Consider the following 21,497-nt stretch of genomic DNA (forward strand, 5'->3'; position numbering starts at 1 on the left):
CCGTGCTGCAATTCGACGAAACTCCCGAGTAGTACGGCCCTGAACGAAAAACGGCACAGCGTAGGTGCCGACGCCGAGAGGTTGTTGGTCGAGTGAGGCGTAGCAACGAGGGCTCCGCGGCGCAGCAGGAGCGGGGCAACTTCACCCCGCCGCCGCGCACCGCGGCGGCGCCCGCCGAAGTGTCCGAAGAGGCACCGGCCGGTGGCAGCACAAGTCGGCTGTCCCCGCGCAACTGGCGGGTACCCACCCGGCTGAACGCAATCCTTCTGATTCCCGTACTGGTCGGCCTGGTCATGGGCGGCTTCCAGGTGAAGGGGTCGGTCGACACCTGGAGAGAGGCCCAGGACGCCGAGAAGACCGCGCTGATCGTGCGCGCGGCCTCGGAGTACGGCCAGGCACTGCTCAACGAGCGTGACCTGTCCGCCCAGTCCCTGCTGTCCAACAAGCGCGACGCCGCCATCGTCTCGCAGGTCCGAGCCACCACGGACGCAGCCAAGACCAAGTTCGACCAGTCCCTGGAGGGCAGGCCTAAGAAGGAGGGCCTGGAGCGCCGCATCCAGCTCTTCCGGCTCGAGGAGCCCAAGCTCTCCGACCTGCGCAAGGCCGCCTACGCCGAGGCCATGGACCCGGTGAAGACGGAAGAGGGCTACGTCAAGGTCCAGCACTCCCTGATGGAGTTCTGCAACGAGCTGGGCCTCGGCACCGGAAACATCACGAGCTACGGCCGTACGGTCTACGCGATCGAGCTGGCCAAGGCCGCAGAATCGCTTCAGCGCTCCATCGGTATGCACCTGCTGGTGCGTCCGAGCCAGCAGAACGCCAAGTTCAACGCCCAGGTAAAGGCCTTCGGCTCGTACAACTACCTGGAGCAGATCGCCCTCGGCGAGTACATCTCCGGCGGTACGCAGGCGGACGCGACCCGCCTCAAGGAGGTCATGGCCGGCAAGGCCACCGAGGGCGCCGCGAAGCTGAAGGCCGCCAAGGCGCAGGCCGACGCGGCAGGCGTGCCCTTCGTCGCACCGCCCAGCATCGACGGCTCGGTCTTCGACGGGATGGCCCAGCAGATCGGCCAGGGGCAGTCGCCCGACGACCTGAAGGCCATGGGGATCACCCCCGAGACCTGGATGGCCGCCGCGACCGCCAAGTTCGACGGCTACACCACGGTCGAGGAGGAGCTCGTCGACAAGGCGGTGACCGAGGCCGCGAACATCTCGTCCGACGCCAAGACCGCCGCCATCGTCAACGCCGCCATCGTGCTGGTCGCGCTGCTGGTCGCCTTCGTCCTGGCCGGCCTCGTGGCCCGGCAGATGAGCCGCTCGATGCGCCAGCTGCGTACCGCCGCCTTCTCGATCGCCGAGCAGCGGCTGCCGATGCTCGTCGACCAGCTGTCGCGGACCGAGCCGGGCCGGGTCGACACCCGGGTCCAGCCGATCCCGATCACCACCCAGGACGAGATCGGCGAGGTCGCCCGCGCGTTCGACCAGGTGCACCGCGAGGCGGTGCGGCTGGCGGCCGAGCAGGCCATGCTGCGGGGCAACGTCAACGCGATCTTCACCAACCTGTCGCGCCGCAACCAGTCGCTGATCGAGGGCCAGCTGACCCTCATCACCGACCTGGAGAACAACGAGGCCGACCCGGACCAGCTGGAGAGCCTCTTCCGGCTGGACCACCTGGCCACCCGTATGCGCCGCAACGGCGAGAACCTCCTCGTTCTCGCCGGCGAGGAGCCGGGCCGCCGCTGGAACCAGCCGGTTCCGCTGGTGGACGTCCTGCGCGCCGCCTCCTCCGAGGTGGAGTCGTACGAGCGCATCGAGCTCTCCGGCGTCCCGGAGACCGAGATCCACGGTCAGGCCGTCACCGACCTCGTGCACCTGCTGGCCGAGCTGCTGGAGAACGCCACCACGTTCTCCTCGCCGCAGACCAAGGTCCGCGTCACCGCGACCCGGCTGCCGGACAGCCGCGTGATGATCGAGATCCACGACAAGGGCATCGGCCTCACCGCCGAGGACTTCGCGGACATCAACCACAAGCTGGCCAACCCGCCGACGGTGGACGCCGCGGTGTCCCAGCGGATGGGTCTCTTCGTGGTCGGCCGGCTCGCCGACCGGCACGGCATCCGGGTCCAGCTGCGCCCCTCGGGCGAGCAGGCCGGAACCACCTCGCTGGTCATGCTGCCGGACGCGATCACCCACGGTGGCGGTGGCGAGCTCGAACCGGCTCCCGTCCAGGACGACTTCACGGTCTCCTCGATCATTCCGCGGCAGCAGGCCTTCGAGCCGCACATGCCCCAGATGCGCACGGCGGCCGAGCTCGGCTTCGACGACTCGCGTTACGAGGAGCAGGTCGATCCCGCGCAGCTGGACCCGGTGGGCCGCTCACTGATGCGTGAGGAGCGCCGGGCCGCGCTGGAGGCCCAGACAGGGGGCGAACGCCCTCAGTTCCAGGACGAGGCGTTCCAGGACGCCTCGCACCAGGACAGCGCCTTCCAGGACGGCTCCTACGCGGACGACGCGTACGCACAGGACCCGCAGCAGGATCCGAACGGTCAGCAGCAGAACCAGTACGCGCAGGGCTCGTACGACGGCGGCTACGACCCGTACAGCAGCGGCAACGGCTACGCGGAGTCCACCGACTACCCCGCGCAGGGCGGCTATCCGGAGGCGGCATATGCCACCGCGGACACTGCCCAGCAGGGTTACGAGGACCCGTTCGCCGCCCAGCCCCACCAGGAGGAGTGGGCAGATCAGGGCGCGTACCAGGGTGCCTACGAGCCCATGTCCCAGGCCGAACCGGAATCTGTCGCGAGCGCCCCCGCGGAGCCGCAGGAGCGCGTAGGCTTCGAACGTCCGGGTCACACCCCGAACGCCGGCCGTGAGATGACCGATGCCGGTCTGCCGCGCCGGGGCGGTCAGCAGCACTGGCAGCCCACCGGCCGCGGAAACGACCAGTCCGTCGCAGCAGAGCAGCAGCCGCAGGGGCCGTCGCCCGCGCTGCAGGACGGGAGCGGCTCCGACGACTGGCGCTCGACGAACGACGAGCGCTGGGAGCGGGCCGAGAAGCTCAGGGAGCCGAAGGCGGGCGGGGTCACTCCGTCCGGGCTTCCCCGGCGAGTGCCCAAGGCCAATCTGGTCGAGGGCACGGCGGAGCAGACCCAGCAGGGCGGCCCTCAGGTCTCCCGCGCCCCTGAGGACGTCCGGGGCAGGTTGAGCAACCTGCGTCGGGGCATTCAGCGGGGTCGTGACGCTGGTTCGGACACAAGTACTACCTACAACCAGGAGCGTTAGTGTGAGCCCGATGAGCCAGGCGGCGCAGAATCTCAACTGGTTGATCACCAACTTCGTGGACAACACCCCCGGGGTGTCGCACACGGTGGTGGTCTCCGCCGACGGACTCCTGCTGGCCATGTCCGAAGGATTCCCGCGCGACCGCGCCGACCAGCTGGCGGCCGTCGCCTCCGGCCTGACCTCGCTGACCGCGGGCGCCTCCCGGATCTTCGAGGGCGGCGCGGTGAACCAGACAGTTGTGGAGATGGAGCGGGGATTCCTCTTCATCATGTCCATCTCCGACGGATCTTCGCTGGCTGTTCTTGCCCACCCGGACGCCGACATCGGTCTGGTTGGGTACGAAATGGCCCTTCTGGTCGACCGCGCGGGCACCGTCCTGACCCCGGACCTCCGCGCCGAACTTCAGGGAAGTCTTCTTAACTAGTAGACACACAGTGCGTTTCGCGCCACCGCACCATAAGGTGCGGTGGCGCGGCCCCACTGGGATCGGGACCGGCAGTCGGAGGAGGAATCGTGGCAACACCCCCAGGCGGACACCAATACGACGGTGGTCAGCAAACACCGGGTGAGCACGGGGACAATCGCTTCAACTTCCCCTCCACACCCAGCAGACAGGGCTCGCAGCAGCCTTACGAGCCCCAGCAGCCGTACCCGCGCCGGCAGGCGCAGGACGGCGGGTGGCAGCAGGCACAGGACGGCGGGTGGCATCAGCCGCAGGACGGCGGTTGGCAGCAGCCGCAGCATCCTCAGCGCCCGCACCGGATCGACTCGCCCCAGCAGCCCCGCATTCAGCCGGTGCAGCCTCGGCGGGCCTCCGAGCCTGCCGCTCCCGCGGCGCACAACCCGCTGGTCCGTCCGTACGCCATGACCGGCGGCCGGACCCGACCGCGCTACCAGCTCGCCATTGAGGCGCTGGTCAGTACCACGGCCGATCCGTCCCGGCTGCAAGGGCAGTTGCCCGAGCACCAGCGGATCTGCCGGCTGTGCTTCGAGATCAAGTCGGTCGCCGAGATCTCGGCGCTTCTCTCGATCCCCCTCGGCGTTGCCCGGATCCTCGTTGCCGACCTGGCCGAGGCCGGACTCGTCGCTATCCATCAGCCCGGCGGCGACGAGTCCGCCGGCGGCCAGCCAGATGTGACACTGCTCGAAAGGGTGCTCAGTGGACTTCGCAAGCTCTAGCGGCGGAGCAGCCCGCTCCACTACCTCCGCGAAGATCGTGGTGGCAGGGGGCTTCGGCGTGGGTAAGACCACGTTCGTCGGTGCCGTTTCGGAGATCAACCCGCTGCGCACCGAAGCCGTGATGACGTCCGCGTCCGCGGGCATCGACGACCTGACGCACACCGGGGACAAGACCACCACGACGGTGGCCATGGACTTCGGCCGTATCACCCTGGACCAGGACCTGATCCTGTACCTCTTCGGTACACCGGGCCAGGACCGGTTCTGGTTCATGTGGGACGACCTGGTCCGCGGCGCCATCGGCGCCGTCGTCCTGGTGGACACCCGCCGCCTCGCCGACTGCTTCCCCGCCGTCGACTACTTCGAGAACAGCGGACTGCCCTTCGTCATCGCCCTCAACGGCTTCGACGGACACCAGCCCTACACCCCCGACGAGGTGCGCGAGGCCCTGCAGATCGGCCCCGACACCCCGATCCTGACGACGGACGCACGCCACCGCGCGGACGCCAAGAGCGCGCTCATCACGCTCGTGGAGCACGCGCTGATGGCCCGCCTGCGGTAGGGCCCGCCCCGCCGGACATGCGAATGGCCCCGCACTCCTTCGGGAGTGCGGGGCCATTCGGTTGTGCGGGCGCCTGTGGCCATGTGCTGTGCTCTGCCGCCGGACGGGGCCGTGAGACCGGCTCCGGGCCCGTCCGGCGGCAGAGGACGAGTGTGGTCAGCCCTGCCAGGAGTGCGGGGCACGGAAGCCCGGGGTGCGCTCCAGGCGGCGCCAGCCGGCGTGGGTGCGGCTGCGGTGGGCCGGGGCGGCGGCAGCGGGCGCTGCGGCTGCGCGGGCGAGCAGGACCGCGGTTATCGCGGCCAGCTCCTCGGGGTCGGCAAGACCCTTCTCGACGCGCAGCACGGACTCGGCAGGAGTAGTGCTCATGTAGGGGTTCTCCGTCTTCTCGGCAGTGTGCAGGGCGGGCTGTGCCCGGGGTGCGCGGTGTGCGCGGTGGTGCGGCCGCCTCGGCTACTGCGGGGGGTTGCCGTGCTTGCGCGACGGCAGGTCGGCGTGCTTGGACCGGAGCATCGCGAGCGAGGCGATCAGCACCTCGCGCGTCTCGGCGGGGTCGATGACGTCGTCGACCAGGCCGCGCTCTGCGGCGTAGTACGGGTGCATCAGTTCGGCCTTGTACTCCTTGACCATGCGGATCCGCATGGCCTCCGGGTCCTCGGCGTCGGCGATCTGCCGACGGAAGATGACGTTGGCGGCACCTTCGGCGCCCATGACGGCGATCTCGTTGGTGGGCCAGGCGTAGGTCAGGTCGGCACCGATGGACTGGCTGTCCATCACGATGTACGCACCGCCGTACGCCTTGCGCAGGATCAGCGAGATCCTCGGCACCGTGGCGTTGCAGTACGCGTAGAGCAGCTTCGCCCCGTGCCGGATGATTCCACCGTGCTCCTGATCGACGCCGGGCAGGAAGCCGGGTACGTCCAAAAGGGTGATGATAGGAATGTTGAATGCATCACACATCTGGACGAAACGGGCCGCTTTCTCCGACGCCTCGATGTCCAGCACGCCCGCCAGCGACTGCGGCTGGTTGGCGACGATGCCGACGACCTGGCCGTCGAGCCGGGCCAGGGCGCAGATGATGTTGCGGGCCCAGCGCTCGTGGACCTCCAGGTAGTCGCCGTCGTCGACGAGCTCCTCGATGACCTTGTGCATGTCGTACGGGCGGTTGCCGTCGGCGGGCACCAGGTCGAGCAGGACGTCACCGCGCCGGTCGGCCGGGTCGTCGCTCGCCACGGTGGGCGGGTTCTCCCGGTTGTTCGACGGGAGCATCCCGATCAGGTAGCGGACCTCGGCGATGCAGGTCTCCTCGTCGTCGTACGCGAAGTGCGCGACGCCCGAGGTCTCGGCGTGCACGTCGGCGCCGCCGAGGCCGTTCTGCGTGATCTCCTCGCCGGTGACCGCCTTGACGACGTCCGGTCCGGTGATGAACATCTGCGAGGTCTCGCGGACCATGAACACGAAGTCGGTGAGGGCGGGGCTGTAGGCCGCGCCGCCCGCGCACGGGCCGAGCATCACGCTGATCTGCGGGATGACACCGGAGGCCCGGGTGTTGCGCTGGAAGATGCCGCCGTACCCGGCGAGCGCACTGACGCCCTCCTGGATACGGGCGCCCGCGCCGTCGTTCAGCGACACCAGCGGAGCACCCGCCGAGATCGCCATGTCCATGATCTTGTGGATCTTCGTGGCGTGGGCCTCACCCAGCGCGCCACCGAAGATCCGGAAGTCGTGCGCGTAGACGAAGACCGTCCGGCCGTCGACCGTGCCCCAACCGGTGATGACACCGTCGGTATACGGCTTCTTCTCCTCCAGGCCGAACCCGGTCGCCCGGTGCCGGCGCAGCTGCTCGACCTCCTTGAACGAACCCGGGTCCACGAGCAGCTCGATGCGCTCACGCGCCGTCAGCTTGCCCTTGGCGTGCTGCGCCTCGGTCGCCCGGTCACTCGGTCCGCGCCGCGCCTGCTCACGCAGTGCCAGCAGTTCGGCCACCCGGCCACGGGTGTCACTCGGCTCGCCCGGGGTTTCGTCCACAACGGTCATGTATCGACCCTACGAAGCCGACCAAGAAAATCCTGCCGTCGACTCTGTACAGTCTCCCGCCCCGTTTCCTGGTGGAGCTGGACAGAACCCATGCGCCATGCAGGCGACCCACCAGCTTCCAACCGCTCCTGATTGTGAAGGCTCGACAAAGACTCACTGTGGCGCACTCCACACGGCGGCCGGTGCCCGCACACCGCCGTCGGCGGGCGCGGCAGGCACGGGAGGCATGCTACCGAGAGGGGGCGGGCCCACGACCGGCCCCGCCCCCTCCCCGCTCACAGATCGACGCCGGCTCGATCAGCCGCCGCAGTGGAACCGCGCGTTCCCCCAGTCCGCGTGGTCGTTGCCGTTGCCGTCGCCGCCGTCCGCGACGAGCAGCTCGACGTATTTCGCACCGGTGACGTCCGCCGTGAGCGACCAGGCGGTGTCGGCCGCCTTCAGCACCGGTGACTTCACCTTCTCCGTACCGTCGGCGGTGACGCGGAACTGCACGCTGCCCGCGGTCTTCTGTACATCGTCCACACCCACCTCGGCGGTGAACGAGGTGCACCTGCCTCCGAGGTAGTAGCGGATCCTCGCCGGGGCGTGGCTGCCCAGGCCCTTGGCGTAGACGGTGGAGCCGATCGTCAGAGCAGTCCCGTCACCCGTGCCCGTCTCACCGTTGGAGAGGTCGCGCTCGACCGGTCCCCAGCCGTTCTCGGCCACCGTCCAGTCGAGGTCGCTGGCCCAGCTGTCCGTGGTGGGCGGCGGCGGCAGGGTGCGCACGGACGTCTGCGCGCCGAGGGTCCGCTGCGCCCCGCCGACCGAGTACGTGGCCTGCGAACTCACGCTGTACGTCATGTACGTGGCGTCCACCGGCGGGGTGACCTGCCAGCGGGCCGTGACCTCGGCACCCGGCGCCACCGAGTCGAAGGTGACGGCACCGGAGGGCTCCGCCGTCCAGCCGTCGGGCACGGTGAGGCCGACCGACACGCCGGTGGCGGCCGTCGCCTCGTAGTTGGTGAAGCTCGCCTCGACGAGGTTGGCCGTGCCCGGCTCCAGGGTCTCCGCCGCCGGGTCGACGCTGAGCGTGCCGCAGGCGGCCTGCTCACCGGCGGGGGCCGGACCGAGGTCGGTCACGGTGAACCCGTCGAGCACGAAGTCGGCACCGTCGGGCGCGTCGTCGCGCTTGCGCAGCCCGGTCCAGGTGTCACCGCAGCCCGCCGTGACGGTCTCGGTGAAGTGCCCGGTGGTGCGCTGCTGCCCGATCGCCGTGGTCCGGGTCTCGACCGCGTCGGGGTCACCGGCGGCCGTGATCCGGTCGTAGCCGTCGACCCATTCGTAGGCACCGGCGTGGCTGGACTGGTAGTCGTACTCCACCTTGTAGCGGTGGCCGTCGGCCATCGGCACGGTCCAGGGGGCGGTCCGGTAGACGAGCCCGCTGTTCTCCTCATGGGCCTTGAGGGACTCCTTGCCGCCGATCACGTCGTCGACGAGCTTCCCGTTCCAGCCGGCCTGCGTGTACGGGGCGTGCAGCTGGGAGATGACCGTGCGGGGGTCGGTGGAGCCTCCCGCGTCGCCCTTGAGGAAGGGGCCCCAGCCCTGGTCGACGTCCTCGAAGTCCTCGTACACGACCGTGTTCTTCCTGGTCGCCGGGGCGTTGGCGACGATCCGTACGTCGTCGGCGCGCACCGTCGCGGTGCTGTCGCCGGCCGCTTCGATGCGGAACGTGGTCCGGCCGTCGGCGGGGGCGGTGAAGTTCACCTTGGCCCGCTGGAAGTACGTGCCGTGCCAGTCCGAAGCGGCGACGTAGTCCCTGGCCGTGGAGCGGTCCACGGCCACGGACCTGCCGCCGATCGAGAGCGTCGTGTGCCGGGTCCCTCCGGGCTGGACCTCGATCAGCGCGGAGGCGGTGTAGCGCGCGCCGGGCCTGAGACCGGTGATGCGCTGCGCGACGGCGGCCGTGCCCTCGCCGGAGAGCTTCGCGCTGTTGCGGCCCTGACCGTCGGTGTCACGCGCGACGGTGCCGGTCTTCGACCAGGCGTCGAGCCCGTCGTCGTTGAAGCCGGGGTCGTCGACCGGGGTGCCCTCGCCCCACTTCGGGTCGGCGGCGGCGGGTGCGTGGTCCGGGTAGAGGACGTACGGCTGACCGGCGGTGGCCGTCAGCGTGATCTTCCCGTCGACGGGCCGTACCGTGGCGGTCTTGACCCGGCCGTTGTCGGTGAGCTTGTAGACGGTGTACGCGCCCGTGGACGGCACCGGCCAGCTGCTCGTGCCGCCGGACTTGCTGTAGTGGTAGAGCTTCTTTCCGCCGTCCCACGGCAGCAGGTAGTCGGTGCCGCTGAGCACCTTGCGGCCGTGGTCGTAGAAGGTCCGCCTGCCGTCCTCGACCGTGCCCCGGACACCGCCGGTGAAGGTGATGTCGTTGCCGTCCCAGCGGGTGATCTTCTCCTGCTGGAGGAACTTGGCCGGCAGGTCGCGCTGCCAGACGTTGTCGTAGAAGGCGTTCCAGTCGGTCTCGCCGGTCCAGCCCTCGAACTCGTCGATGGCGCTCTGGCCGAGGACCGGGTCGTTGTTCCAGACGTCCTTCTCGCTGTTGCGGATGAACCGGATGATCTGCGAGTTGAGGCCCTTGTTGGTGGCCCCGCCGTAGTCGAGGTCGTTGGCCCAGTGCGACCAGAGCGAGCCGCGCTCGAACTTGTCGGCCCATTCGCTGGCGACGTTCCAGCCCTGCTTCTGTACGGACTGCAGGGTCTTGTCGGCGATCCAGCCGTGCGTGTAGTAGACGTCGATGTAGAGCAGGCTGAGGTTGGAGTCGGTCTCGTCGCGCAGCTGCTGGAAGCGCTTGGCGAGGTCGCCGCTGTTGATGTCGCGGCGCTGGTCGATGTAGTAGCTCTGGCCGAGCCAGTTCCAGCCGGGCTTCGTCCTGTCGACGAGCTGCTCGTCGAAGGCGTGGGCCTCCGGGTACGCCTCGGTGGCGTTGACGTGGACGCCGAAGGTGGCGCCCCACTTCTTGCCGTCCTTGAGGAGCTCGTTGAGGTCCTTCAGCCCGCCGGCACGCTCGTTGTAGTTGCCGCCGTAATCGGGGTGGGCGGAGTCGTGGCCCTCGGCGGCGTACCCCTTGAGCAGCGCCAGCTGGCCGAGGCCGTCGGTGGCCAGCGAGATCCGCTTGACGTCGTCGAGGGTGCGCAGGAAGGGGTGGGTGGCCTGGCTGGCGAAGTTGAACGGGATGTGCGTGATGACCCGGTCCGCGGTGTCGTCGCTGCCGGGCGCGGTGACGCCGATGGTGCGGAACGCGACGGCGCCGTCCTGCCAGTCGACGGTCTGGTCACCGTTGGCGTCGGGGGTGACGACGACCTTGGCCCAGGGCAGGTTCGCTCCGCTCTCCGGCTTGGGTGCGCCGTCGCCGCGGTAGGTCCACTGCCCGGACCAGACACCGACCCGGACACTTCCGTCGTCGGCCTTGCGGGCCTGGTGCCAGAACCGGGCGTCGTCGCCACCGGTGGCGCCGGCCGGCTTGTCGTACGAGGAGTTGGACTCGAGGGCCGCGGCGAGTGTGCCGGTGTTGACGATGGCGTACGAGGCGCCGACCGGCGCCTTGTCGGCGACGGTGTCCGTGGTGACCTTGGCGAAGACGTCGGCGGTCTTCGTCGAGTCCGGGTCGAGGCGGGTGAATGCGGTGGCGGCGCCGGTGTCCGCCGAGCCGACGGACACCAGGTCGTGGCCGGGGATGTCGATGGTGCCGACCCGGAAGGCTTCGGTGTCGCGGACGGCCGTCACCTTGAAGGTGGTGGCCCGTCCCGAGACCGAGAGCGAGGCGTCGATCTCGACGCCGGGCAGGTCGGGGAAGGCGAGCGTGTACCGCGCGGTCGAGGCGGTGACCCTGGGGGCGCCCTTCAACTGCACTGCGTGTGCGGCGCCGTTGAGGGTGACCGCGGTGACCGGCTGCGTACTGCCGGACAGCCGGCTTCCACTGGCCCGGTCGGTGTACGACAGGACGCGCGGGAAGTCGTCGGCAACGGCGACCGAGAGCTGCGCGGATCCGATGACGGCGGCGTCCGCGGGGACGGCTGCGCCGGCTGCGGCGGGTGAGGGGGCGGCGGCTGCGGCGGGGAGTGCGGTCCCCACGAGCGCCAGGACGGCGGCTGAGGCGGCGGCGACAGCGCCCGCCGAAGTGAATCTTCGCGACATGTGCCCTGAGTAGTCCCCGTGTCGGGACACCGTCAACGAGGTACGGCTCCGAGGGGCGCGCCAGTCCAACAACCGCGCTACGTAAGTCCAAGTGGGCCGCCGCCCGGCCGGGCCCCCTCACGCGTCTCGGCCCCAGCCCCTCCGGGTACGCGGGGCCGTCGCCCCGCCGCGCACGGACGCCGCAGATCCACCCGGACGACCGGGAGATCGCCGCGATCCCGGAAGCTTCGCAACGTGGCGGGCGCGGCGTTCAGGTCCTGACGGATGCGTCACGGGCCTTTCGATGTTTCCCCCGGCAACTACCGAAGTCAAGCGTCGAGTTCCGAAGGATTCGATTTTCTGAGAGCGCTCTCAGTCACAAGTCTTGACGCCAACCACGGGCGTCACGAGAGTGGTGCACACCGCGGACCCCCCCTTGCCCCATCCCCCCGCACGATCGTTCCCGTCCGCGGCCCCCACACCTCAGGAGTCCCTCGTGATCTCGCGCAGACTGTTCCTGACGGGCGCCGCCGCCACGGCGACCGCGCTCACCTACCCCACCTGGGGAAGCGCCCTCAGCCCGCACGCCTCGGCGGCGGCCGCCACCTGCGAACTGGCCCTGGAGAACCGCTCGTTGCCCGGCACGGTGCACGCCTACGTCACCGGCCACGAGCAGGGCACCGACCGCTGGATGCTGCTGCGGGCGGACGGCAGCGTCTACCGCCCCGACTCCCCCGCCGCACCGCAGACTCCACTGCCGGTCGACTGCGCCATCCCGCTGAAGTCCGCCGGCGCCGGGCCGGTCGTCCTGACGCTGCCTCAGATGTACGGCGCCCGCGTCTACTTCGTACGCGACAGCAAGCTCGACTTCTTCCTCAACCCGGGCCCGGCACTGGTCGAGCCGGCGTTCGCGACGTCCGCCGACCCGAACTACGGGCGGACCTGGTCGTTCTGCGAGTTCACCTTCAACCCGCAGCAGCTGTACGCGAACATCAGCTACGTCGACCTGGTCACCGCGCTGCCGATCGGTCTGACGCTGGAGGGCGACACGACGCACACGGTCGCGCCCCTGCCAGGCGGCGCCGTGCAGCGCATCGCCGACGGGCTGACCGCGCAGGCGGCGGCGGACGGACAGCCCTGGGACAAGCTGGTGATCCGCGGCGGGGACGGCAGCGTGCTGCGGGTGATCTCGCCGCAGAACCTGATGGCGCCGTACTTCGACCGCCCGGACCAGATGCCGTTCCGGGACCTGTTCACCGCGCAGATCGATCAGGTCTGGGAGAAGTACCGGAGCACGGACCTGCGGATCGATCTCCAGGGCGGGCGCGGCATCCGGACCGGCCGGGTCAGCGGCGACATCCTGACCTTCGACGGCGGTCACACCTTCACCAAGCCGGTGTCGAAGGACATCTTCACCTGCAACCACGGGCCGTTCACCAACAACCCTGGCGACTCCGACGACAAGAAGGCGCTGCTGGCACGGCTGGCGGCGGGCTTCAACCGGTCCCTCATGCTCACCCACCCCGACCAGCCGAACGGCACATCGGTGGCGGACTACTACCAGGGCGCGGTCACGAACCACTGGTCGCGCGTGGTGCACGCGAACACCCCGATCGGGTACGCGTTCCCGTACGACGACGTGCGCCCCGACGGCCAGCCGGACGTCTCCGGGGCGGCGAACGACAGCAACCCGCGACGGTTCACGGTGAGCGTGGGCTCCTGAGCCGCGGCGAATGATCCGCAAGGTGCCCCCGCCCGGACTCTGCCGGGCAGGGGCACCCCTGCCCACGGGGCCGTCAGCAGCCGCCGCAGTTGTAGTAGAGGACGTCCCAGTGGTTGCCCTCGTCCGCGTAGATGTTCCCGGAGCCGGACTTGTACTGGGGTGCGCCGTCACCGCGGAGCCCTATGTAACCGAAGGCGCTGTGGATGTAGTTGGTGAGACAGGTGGACTTGCCGTAGTCGAGCTTGTAGCCGTTCCAGTGCGAGTACGTACCGCTGGCGTGCCCGGTCTCGGTGCCGCCGGTGATGTTGAGCGCGCAGCCGGTGGCGCTCTTCAGGGTCTGGGCACCCTGAGCGGTGGCGAGGTTGAGCTGGTCGAACGACGTGCAGGTGGCGACGTTCCGGTTCGAGCAGCCGCCGGACGACGACCAGGTGATGCCGGACGAGCTGAACCGGGACGTCGCCTGCGCGTGCGTGAGCTTGGTGACGGCGTGCGCCTGCGTGGCGCCGGTACCGAAGGCGCCGACACCGGGGACGAACAGCGCACCCAGGACGAGGGCGAGGGCGGTCAGGACGGGGCGCAGTGTCATTCGGGACACCATGGGGGACTCCTCCTGCTCATGACAACAAGGGCAGGGAGATAGTGCCCGAGTTCTACGCGCGTCCGCCAGAGGGCATCGCGCACCGGCGCGACGGGCGCCACGACCTGCCGGACGGGCCACGAAAAAGATCCGCGCCAGATGTTGAACTTTGAACAAGATGGGGCTACGGTGAATGTCGTTGAAGGTTGAACAACACCTTCGACCCCGCTCGATCACGTCCCCCGAGGAGGAGCCATGGCTCTGTTCAACCGCAAGTCCGCCGATGCAACCACCACCGCCACCACCACGGTGGACCCCGCCCTCGCTGCCCTGACCGGGGAGTACACGATCGACCCGTCGCACAGCAGCATCGGCTTCACCGTGCGTCACGCCATGGTCACCAACGTCCGCGGCTCCTTCGGCGCACACGAGGGCACCCTGAACCTGGACGGCTCGGACCCCAAGAACTCGACCGCCTCCATCGACGTCACGATCGAGAGCATCGACACCGGAATCGCCGACCGCGACAACCACCTGCGCAGCGCCGAGTTCTTCGACGCCGAGAAGTTCCCGAAGATGACGTTCCGCTCCACCCATGCCGAGCAGCTCGGCGGCGACACGTACCGCGTCACCGGCGACCTGACCATCAAGGACGTGACGCGTCCGCTCGCCATCGACCTGGAGTTCAACGGCACCGCCACCGACCCCTACGGCAACGAGCGCATCGGCTTCGAGGGCAGCACGAACATCCTCCGCTCCGACTGGGGCCTGACCTGGAACGCGGCGCTGGAGACCGGCGGCGTGATGGTCAGCGACAAGGTCAAGCTCAACTTCGACATCTCCGCGATCAAGACCGCCCCGCAGGCCTGATCCACGGAGAATCCCGACCCGAGCGCGCCCGTCTTCCATTCCCCCGCCGGGGAGGAAGGCGGGCGCTCGGCGTTCGCGTCCGGTCGGCCGGCCGGATCGGGTGTCTGGCCGAGCCGCGGACCCACCCGGAGGCACGCGGCATGCCGCCTCGGGAAGGGGCTGGAAGATGTCCGGGCGTCGCTGTTCATGAGCGGGCCGTACGGAAGCACGCTCTCCGGTCTTCGTTCCGCATGAGGTTCGCAGGCGGCTCTCATCTCCACGACGAAGAAGCGGCCGCGACAGGGACACCGCCGCTCGGCGACTTCCGGACAGTCGCGACGTCATCCTCGCGCCTGCGCGCGCACGTGTGCCCGATGGCTCCTCACATGCGCGACGAGCGCCGCTGATCTGAGACCGACGGGCCTGTCGAAGAGGTCGGGGTGACGCAGAACCCGCCGCCCTCGACGCCGCTCCGGCACCCGCACCGTGCGCCCCGGACACGCTTCGTGCTGTGACGCACCGCATTGCGGGCACGGTGCGCCGTACGGACTCGTTGCGTCCACGCATTGCCCAACTCCGCCTCGATACCGGCCATTCCATGCCCCCAGGCGGGCCGACGCCTTCTCGCGATCACGATCCGGCCTGCGGCGATGTTCGCGATCGCAGGTGTCCGGCAGCCCGGCATGCTCCGCGATCCGGCCGTCGGAAGGTGTCGGCCGGCCTGTCAACGGCCGCGGGGCATCGGCGCATTGGATGCCCGTCGCCTCCTGTTCCATGAACGTTCAATCAGCCGCCCCCGCCTGCGTCGTGTGCCGTCCCTAAGGTCCCTGAAGGGTTCGAAAGAAGGGGCTCATGGACACACGCATCGCGATCCGGGCTCGCGGGATCACCAAATGTTTCGGCGATGTCGTCGCACTCGACGGCATCGACCTGGACCTGGCACAGGGGCAGATCCACGGCCTGGTCGGACCGAACGGCGCCGGCAAGACGACCTTGCTCGGCCTCCTGCTGGGCCTGGCCGTCGCCGACCGCGGTCGCCTCGAGATCCTGGGCAGGCCGGTCTGTCGGTCGCTCGCCGCTCCCGACGGCGTCGCCGGCTTCGTGGACGGGCCCGGTCTCTACCCCTCGCTCACCGCCAGGCAGAACCTCGCCGCGCTGGCCGCTCTCCGCGGCCGTGACGCGCGGACGACGGGGATCGACGACGTGCTCGACCAGGTCGGGCTCACCGATGTCGCCGACGAACGGGCCCGTGGCTTCTCCCTCGGCATGCGTCAGCGGCTCGGGCTCGCCGCCGCCCTGCTCACCAAGCCCCGGCTGCTCGTGCTCGACGAACCTTCCAACGGTCTCGACCCGGCCGGGAAGAAGCACGTCCACGGTGTCCTCACCCGGCTCGCGGCGGACGGGACCGCCGTCGTGCTCTCGAGCCATCGCATGGACGACCTCGAGGCACTGTGCTCCGAGGTCACCATCCTCGCCACGGGACGGATCGTCTTCTCCGGTCCGCTCGGCAAACTGGCCGCCGAGAACCGTGAACTCGACTACCGGCTGCTCACCTCCGACCCGCAGGCGGCCCGCGTGCTGGCTGCCGACACGGCCGGGATCGGCGTCGTCGACGACGCCGGGACATGGCACGGCGCCGAGGTGCTCGTCGTGCGTGCGCTGGTGCCCGCCCTCGACGAACTGGTGGTGCGGCTCGTGCAGGGAGGTATCGCGGTGCGCGAACTCGCCCCCGTGGTGTCGCCGCTCGAAGCCGCGTTCCTCGCCCTCACCGAGCAGCAGGAGGCCGACCGATGACCGCGACCCTCACCCACGACAACGTTGCCAGGGTCCACCCCGTCTCGGTGACGCGCGGCTACCGCTTCGAACTGCTCAAACTGGTCTCGCAGTGGCGTGTCCGTCTGCTGGTTATCGCCTGCTGGATCGCACCGGCGCTCTTCGTCGCCGCGGTGAGCCAGCAGAGTTCGCTCCCCTCCGATACCCTCTTCGGTCGCTGGATGCACGCCACGGGGTGGGCCGGCTCGCTGGTGGTGCTCGGTTTCGCGGGCACCTGGGCGCTCCCGCTGCTGACTTCGCTCGTCGCCGGCGACGTATTCGCCTCCGAGGACCGGCTCGGCACCTGGCGCCACCTGCTGGTGGCGGTCCGGTCGCCTCGGCGGATCTTCGTGGCGAAGGCACTGGCCAGCCTCACCGTCATCCTGCTGCTCGTGGCGGGGATGGCGTGTTCCAGCGCGGTCGGCGGGATCTTGGCGGTCGGCAACCAACCGCTGGTCGGACTCGACGGCCACGTGCTGACGTCTTCGGAGACCGCCGGTGCGGTCCTCCTCGCCTGGGTGTGCGCGCTCGCCCCGACGGTGGCCCTCGCCGCGATCGGACTGCTCGGGTCAGTGGCCCTGGGGCGGTCCCCGATGGGGCTGCTGCTGCCCGCGCTCGTCGCGCTCGTGATGCAGCTCGCCCAGATGCTGCCGCTGCCCGTGGCCGTGCGCCTCGCCCTGCCCGGCTACGCCTTCATCGCCTGGAACGGTCTGTTCACCAGCCCGGCACAGGTCGGCCCGCTCCTGATCGGCATCGCGGTGAGCCTGGTGTGGGCCGTGATCGCGACGGCGCTGGCCTACCTCCTTTTCCTGCGGCGCGACTTCACCGATCTGGCCTACGACGGCACCGGGCGCCGGGCGATCGCCACCGGGCTCCTGCCGCTGGCCGGACTGGGCGCCCTCACGGTCGCGGTCGTCGCCGTGACGACGCCGTCCATGGGTTCCGGAATCGAGCAGGACAAGGTCCAGCGGTCGGTCGCCACGGCCTTCGCCCACCTCTACCGCATCCAGACCGAGCAGCTCAACCGCCCCGATGTCACCGAGGCGCAGCTGCGGGTCACGGCGGCGTGCAACAAGGGCGCCGGCCAGGTCGCCGCCCGTGGGCCGGGCAACGACTGGCGTTGCGTCGTCACCTGGCATCTCCCCGGCGTCGAGGCCGCAGGAACGGCCATCTACCAGCTCGACGCCACCTCAGACGGGCGGTTCGTGGCCGATGGCGACGGACCGAAGGAAGTGAACGGCTACTTCCTGGTGCGGACCCCGACCGGGGATGCACCGAACCCACTCTGGCAGTTCGACGGCAACGTCGAACTGCTCGCCATCACTTCGAAGGGATGACCCCATGCAGGTAACACGCCGCCGCAGGCGTGTCGAGAAGGAGCATTTCGTCCTTCTCGGTAGAAACATAGGCCGCCGGACCACGCTGGTAACGGCATGCGTCAGCGCTGTCGCCCTGGCTGTCACCGGCACCGCCTTTGCCCAGACACACCAGTTCGGCACTGAGCAGGTCGGCCAGATCACCGATCAGGGCCAGGTCATCTCCAGCGACCAGTACATCGCGCCGTACGGTGACCGCCTCGTCATCAACAACGGCAAGATCATGTCGTCCTCGGTCAGCCCGGACGGCACCCACCTCGCGGCCTCGGTCACCGACGGTGGGGCTGCGCTGTCCATCGTGGACCTGAAGAGCTGGAAGGTGCAGCAGCTCGTCAGCAACTCCGCGTCGTCGACGCCGCGCATCAGCAGCAACAGCGTGGGCCAGGAGGGCCCCACGTACTCGCCCGACGGTTCCCAGCTGTGGCTGGGCCAGACCGACGGCTACACCAGGTTCACCGTGAACGCGGACGGCAGCGTCGCCGACCCGACGTCCGTCAGCATCCCGGCGGACGGGCCCAAGCACGCACTGGTCGGCGAGGCGGTGTTCTCGGCCGACGGTTCCACCGTGTACTCCGCGGTCAACGGCCAGAACCGGGTGGTCGCCATCAGCGCGGCGACCGGGGCCATCCAGCAGAGCTGGTCCGTGGGCAACGCCCCGCGTGACGTGACCGTGGTCGGCTCCAAGCTGTACGTCAGCAACGAGGGCGGGCGTCCGGCGAAGGCCGGCGACACCACGATCAACTCATACAACACCCAGGTGCCGGCCGACCCGAAGACCGCTGCCACCACCACCGGCACGGTCAGCGTCATCGACCTGGCGAACCCGGCCGCCGCCGTCGCGAGCATCAACGTCGGTCTGCACCCGACCGCCCTGTACGCCAAGAACGGGGCGCTGTTCGTCACCAACACCGCCACCAACGAGGTGTCGGTCATCGACACCCACCGCGACAAGGTCGTGCAGACCATCGCCACCCAGCCGTGGCCTGAAGCGTCCGTGGGCTACGAGCCCGACGCGGTGACGCTCACCGACGACGGCCACCTGCTGGTGACGCTCGGCCGCGCCAACGCGGTCGCCGTCTACCGGTACACGACCCCGCAGGAGCCGGTCAGCTACGTCGGTCTGATCCCGACGGACTACTTCCCCGCGGAGATCGCCACCGTCGGCAACAAGGTGGTCGTCTCCAACACCCGTGGCATCGACGCCCGCCGCCCCACCAACAGCGCCGGACACGCCACCCACGACACGACGTCGAGCCTGCAGCAGTTCACGCTGCCGAACGACCGCGCCATCAAGTCCGAGACCGCCAAGGTCTTCAAGCAGAACGGCTGGACCGGCGGTGCGGTCTCGCTGGCCAAGGGGAAGGGCAAGGCGAAGCCGGTGCCGGTCCCGGCCCGGCTCGGCGACCCCTCGACGATCAAGCACGTCTTCCTGATCGTCAAGGAGAACCGGACCTACGACCAGGTCTTCGGTGACATCCCGCAGGGCAACGGAGACCCGTCGCTGGCGCAGTTCGGCGAGAACGTGACGCCGAACCAGCACGCTCTGACCCAGCAGTTCGGGCTGTACGACAACACGTACGACATCGGCACGAACTCTGCCGAGGGGCACAACTGGCTGATGCAGGCCGACAATCCGGAGTACACCGAGTCCTCGGCCGGTGAGTACCTGCGCAGCTACGACACCGAGGACGACGCTCTCGGCCACCAGCGGACCGGCTTCATCTGGACCGGTGCGCAGGCGGCGGGGAAGTCCGTGCGGGACTTCGGCGAGTTCCAGCAGTTCCTGGCCAAGCCGTCCGGCTCGAGCTGGCAGAACCTTTACTGCGACACCAAGAACATGGAGGCGACCGGGCAGGACACCGCCTACCGTCTGGACTCGTCCTCGCCGATCCCGTCGCTCAACGACGTGTCGGTGCACGGCTTCCCGAAGTTCGACACCAGCGTCCCGGACATCTACCGGGCCGAGATCTGGAAGCGTGACTTCGAGAAGAACGGGCCGGCGAACCTGAACATGTTCTGGCTCTCCAGCGACCACACCGGCGGTCCGGCGAACGCGACCGCTCAGGTCGCGGACAACGACCTCGCGGTCGGCAAGATGGTCGACACGATCTCGCACAGCCCGTACTGGAAGGACTCGGCGATCTTCGTCGTCGAGGACGACTCCCAGGCCGGCCTCGACCACGTCGACGGCCACCGTGCCCCGATCCAGATCATCAGCCCCTGGGCCCAGCACGGCACCGTCGACAGCCACTACTACTCGCAGATCACGATGATCCGGACCATCGAGCAGATCCTCGGGATCCACCCGATGAACCAGAAGGACAGTGCGGCGACCCCGATGCGTGGGGCGTTCACCAAGAAGGCCGACTTCCGGCCGTTCAAGGCGCTGCCCAACCGGACCTCTCTGACCGCGGGTCTGGCGACTCCGCCTGCCTGCGGCCTGGACACCCCGGCGCCCGAGGACCCCGGTGCGGCGCCGGTGCCGTCGGCGAAGGTGCCGGCGGCCAAGCAGGCGGTCGCGGCGAAGTGGGACACCTGGAAGTCGCACCAGCGGCTGACCGGCCCCAACGCCGTGCCCGACTTCGCCAACCCCGCGCAGATGAACCACCTCACGTGGTACCAGACGCACGAGTGGACGAAGCCGTACCCCGGCGAGGACAAGGTCTTCGCGCCGGAGGACGTGCCGGGTGCCTACATCCCGTCGCCGGAGTCCGACGGCTGACACGGCCTGTTCGCGTCGAGGGGCCCCTGGCCGGCGTCACCGCCGGCCGGGGGCCCCTCTTCTGTCCGCCCGCCCTTCCCCTCCCCCGCCGGGTGGCAAGCGGGGCTCGGCGTTCCGTTCCTCGGCGGTGGGACAGCAGGTTCGCGTAGGGCAGCAGTAGGGTCTGCGGCGTGACCGAGCCGTCCCATCTGCGCGAAACCCGGACGTCGTACGACACCGTCGCCGTCGACTACGCAGAGATCGTGCGTCCCGCGTTCGAGAGCGACCTGCTGGGTCGCGCGATGCTGGGCGCCTTCGCCGAACTCGTACGGTCCGCCGGTGGCGGCCCCGTCGTGGGATGCGGACCCGGCCATGTGACGGCGCACCTGTGCTCGCTCGGGCTGACCGCCTTCGGTGTCGACCTGTCGCCGGGGATGATCGAGGTCGCCCGGCGGGACCACCCGGGCCTGCGGTTCGACATCGGGACGATGACCGCCCTGGAGCCGGCGGACGGCGAACTCGGCGGCGTCGTCGCCTGGTACTCCATCATCCACACACCGCCGGACGCGCTGCCCGCGGTGTTCGCCGAGTTCCACCGCGTGCTGGCCCCCGGAGGACATCTCCTGCTCGGCTTCCACACAGGGGACGAACGGCGGCGCAAGAATTCCGGATACGGCGGCCACGAAATGTCTCTCGACGTTTATCTGCTGCCGCCCGACCGTATCGCCGAATTGGCAACCTGTGCCGGGCTGGTGGTACATGTCCGACTGATTCGCCAATCGGAGAACACGCGATCTCCGCATGCCTGTCTTCTGGTGCGCAAGCCGGCGAATTCGTAACGGTCGAAGGTCGGCGTGCTGCCGATTCCGGGACGGCGTGGATGTGCGCCGCCCTGAGGTGCAGGACGCGATGCGTCTGATCATCAGAATTCGTTCGCGGCCCGAGTGATTACCTGGTCCGCGACGTCGCAGGAATGCACCGCATTGCCTCCCGGAAAACCGCTGCGGACCGGTCGGCGCCGCCGATCCGCTCGGCACATGGACCGCCCCGGCCCTTCGTGGTCCACACACCCGAGATGCCCCCGCAACAACCAACTGACAGGCCGGCAGTTGGGCGGCAGACGCCTTGCGTCGTATCGCCCCAATTTTTCCGACGCTCGAAAGTTTCGCTCCTCCGATCGACCGAGTCGGTTCGTACACGACTCCTTGACACCCAGTAACCGACCCGCCTACCGTCACCGCCACAGCGTGC

14 protein-coding genes are annotated in these 21,497 nt (G+C 69.4%); 10 read left to right on the forward strand and 4 right to left on the reverse strand.

The annotated features are described in order from the left end of the window. Nucleotides 1–92: 92 nt before the first annotated feature. From OG878_RS12750 to OG878_RS12765, 4 genes are all read left to right on the forward strand, one after another. Nucleotides 93–3,284 (forward strand): sensor histidine kinase, encoded by a 3,192-nt coding sequence (locus OG878_RS12750; RefSeq protein ID WP_328886898.1) that lies wholly within the window; start codon nt 93–95, stop codon nt 3,282–3,284. 10 nt (nt 3,285–3,294) lie between these two features. Continuing rightward, nucleotides 3,295–3,708 (forward strand): roadblock/LC7 domain-containing protein, encoded by a 414-nt coding sequence (locus OG878_RS12755; protein ID WP_030980891.1) that lies wholly within the window; start codon nt 3,295–3,297, stop codon nt 3,706–3,708. An 89-nt stretch (nt 3,709–3,797) separates the two neighbouring features. After that, the gene (locus OG878_RS12760; RefSeq protein ID WP_328886899.1) at nt 3,798–4,463 is read left to right on the forward strand and encodes a DUF742 domain-containing protein; all 666 of its coding nucleotides are present in this window, start codon (nt 3,798–3,800) and stop codon (nt 4,461–4,463) included. Beyond that, nucleotides 4,444–5,025, forward strand: coding sequence for a GTP-binding protein (locus OG878_RS12765; RefSeq protein WP_014048542.1), 582 nt, complete (start codon nt 4,444–4,446; stop codon nt 5,023–5,025). The genes OG878_RS12760 and OG878_RS12765 overlap by 20 nt, the downstream gene beginning before the upstream one ends. Before the next feature lie 156 nt (nt 5,026–5,181). Here the strand turns inward: OG878_RS12765 and OG878_RS12770 are convergent, their stop codons facing one another. The 3 genes from OG878_RS12770 to OG878_RS12780 form a co-directional block, all read right to left on the reverse strand. Then, on the reverse strand, nt 5,182–5,391 hold the full coding sequence (locus OG878_RS12770; RefSeq protein ID WP_328886900.1) for an acyl-CoA carboxylase subunit epsilon: 210 nt from the start codon (nt 5,389–5,391) through the stop codon (nt 5,182–5,184). 84 nt (nt 5,392–5,475) lie between these two features. Beyond that, nucleotides 5,476–7,059, reverse strand: a complete 1,584-nt coding sequence (locus OG878_RS12775; RefSeq protein ID WP_328886901.1) for an acyl-CoA carboxylase subunit beta — start codon at nt 7,057–7,059, stop codon at nt 5,476–5,478. 297 nt (nt 7,060–7,356) lie between these two features. After that, a complete protein-coding gene (locus tag OG878_RS12780; RefSeq protein WP_328886902.1) occupies nt 7,357–11,229 on the reverse strand; it encodes an endo-alpha-N-acetylgalactosaminidase family protein in 3,873 nt (1,290 codons plus the stop codon). A gap of 475 nt (nt 11,230–11,704) precedes the next feature. Here OG878_RS12780 and OG878_RS12785 point away from each other — a divergent pair, with 475 nt between their 5' ends. Beyond that, nucleotides 11,705–12,931 (forward strand): glycoside hydrolase family 64 protein, encoded by a 1,227-nt coding sequence (locus OG878_RS12785; RefSeq protein ID WP_328886903.1) that lies wholly within the window; start codon nt 11,705–11,707, stop codon nt 12,929–12,931. A gap of 73 nt (nt 12,932–13,004) precedes the next feature. On the opposite strand, the gene OG878_RS12790 is transcribed toward OG878_RS12785, so the two are convergent. Beyond that, nucleotides 13,005–13,529, reverse strand: a complete 525-nt coding sequence (locus tag OG878_RS12790) for a hypothetical protein (protein ID WP_328886904.1) — start codon at nt 13,527–13,529, stop codon at nt 13,005–13,007. A 234-nt stretch (nt 13,530–13,763) separates the two neighbouring features. Here OG878_RS12790 and OG878_RS12795 point away from each other — a divergent pair, with 234 nt between their 5' ends. The 5 genes from OG878_RS12795 (at nt 13,764) to OG878_RS12815 (ending at nt 21,085) form a co-directional block, all read left to right on the forward strand. Next, the gene (locus OG878_RS12795; protein WP_328886905.1) at nt 13,764–14,378 is read left to right on the forward strand and encodes a YceI family protein; all 615 of its coding nucleotides are present in this window, start codon (nt 13,764–13,766) and stop codon (nt 14,376–14,378) included. A gap of 831 nt (nt 14,379–15,209) precedes the next feature. Then, a complete protein-coding gene (locus tag OG878_RS12800) occupies nt 15,210–16,151 on the forward strand; it encodes an ABC transporter ATP-binding protein (protein ID WP_328886906.1) in 942 nt (313 codons plus the stop codon). Further along, complete coding sequence (locus OG878_RS12805) at nt 16,148–17,506, forward strand: ABC transporter permease (RefSeq protein ID WP_328886907.1); 1,359 nt, start codon at nt 16,148–16,150, stop codon at nt 17,504–17,506. Before OG878_RS12800 ends, OG878_RS12805 begins: the two co-directional genes overlap by 4 nt. Before the next feature lie 4 nt (nt 17,507–17,510). Continuing rightward, nucleotides 17,511–20,267, forward strand: a complete 2,757-nt coding sequence (locus OG878_RS12810) for an alkaline phosphatase family protein (RefSeq protein WP_328886908.1) — start codon at nt 17,511–17,513, stop codon at nt 20,265–20,267. Nucleotides 20,268–20,437: 170 nt separating this feature from the next. Continuing rightward, nucleotides 20,438–21,085 (forward strand): class I SAM-dependent methyltransferase, encoded by a 648-nt coding sequence (locus OG878_RS12815; RefSeq protein WP_328886909.1) that lies wholly within the window; start codon nt 20,438–20,440, stop codon nt 21,083–21,085. Nucleotides 21,086–21,497 lie beyond the last annotated feature (412 nt).

The organism is Streptomyces sp. NBC_00316, assembly GCF_036158715.1.
In the GTDB taxonomy this organism is placed as follows: domain Bacteria; phylum Actinomycetota; class Actinomycetes; order Streptomycetales; family Streptomycetaceae; genus Streptomyces.

Bases quoted from the DNA above. Each gene is read 5' to 3' on its own strand.
- OG878_RS12810 (WP_328886908.1), top strand. From the start codon at position 17,511: ATGCAGGTAACACGCCGCCGCAGGCGTGTCGAGAAGGAGCATTTCGTC.
- OG878_RS12795 (WP_328886905.1), top strand. From the start codon at position 13,764: ATGGCTCTGTTCAACCGCAAGTCCGCCGATGCAACCACCACCGCCACC.
- OG878_RS12755 (WP_030980891.1), top strand. From the start codon at position 3,295: ATGAGCCAGGCGGCGCAGAATCTCAACTGGTTGATCACCAACTTCGTG.
- OG878_RS12805 (WP_328886907.1), top strand. From the start codon at position 16,148: ATGACCGCGACCCTCACCCACGACAACGTTGCCAGGGTCCACCCCGTC.
- OG878_RS12780 (WP_328886902.1), bottom strand. From the start codon at position 11,229: ATGTCGCGAAGATTCACTTCGGCGGGCGCTGTCGCCGCCGCCTCAGCC.
- OG878_RS12770 (WP_328886900.1), bottom strand. From the start codon at position 5,391: ATGAGCACTACTCCTGCCGAGTCCGTGCTGCGCGTCGAGAAGGGTCTT.
- OG878_RS12790 (WP_328886904.1), bottom strand. From the start codon at position 13,529: ATGGTGTCCCGAATGACACTGCGCCCCGTCCTGACCGCCCTCGCCCTC.
- OG878_RS12775 (WP_328886901.1), bottom strand. From the start codon at position 7,059: ATGACCGTTGTGGACGAAACCCCGGGCGAGCCGAGTGACACCCGTGGC.
- OG878_RS12800 (WP_328886906.1), top strand. From the start codon at position 15,210: ATGGACACACGCATCGCGATCCGGGCTCGCGGGATCACCAAATGTTTC.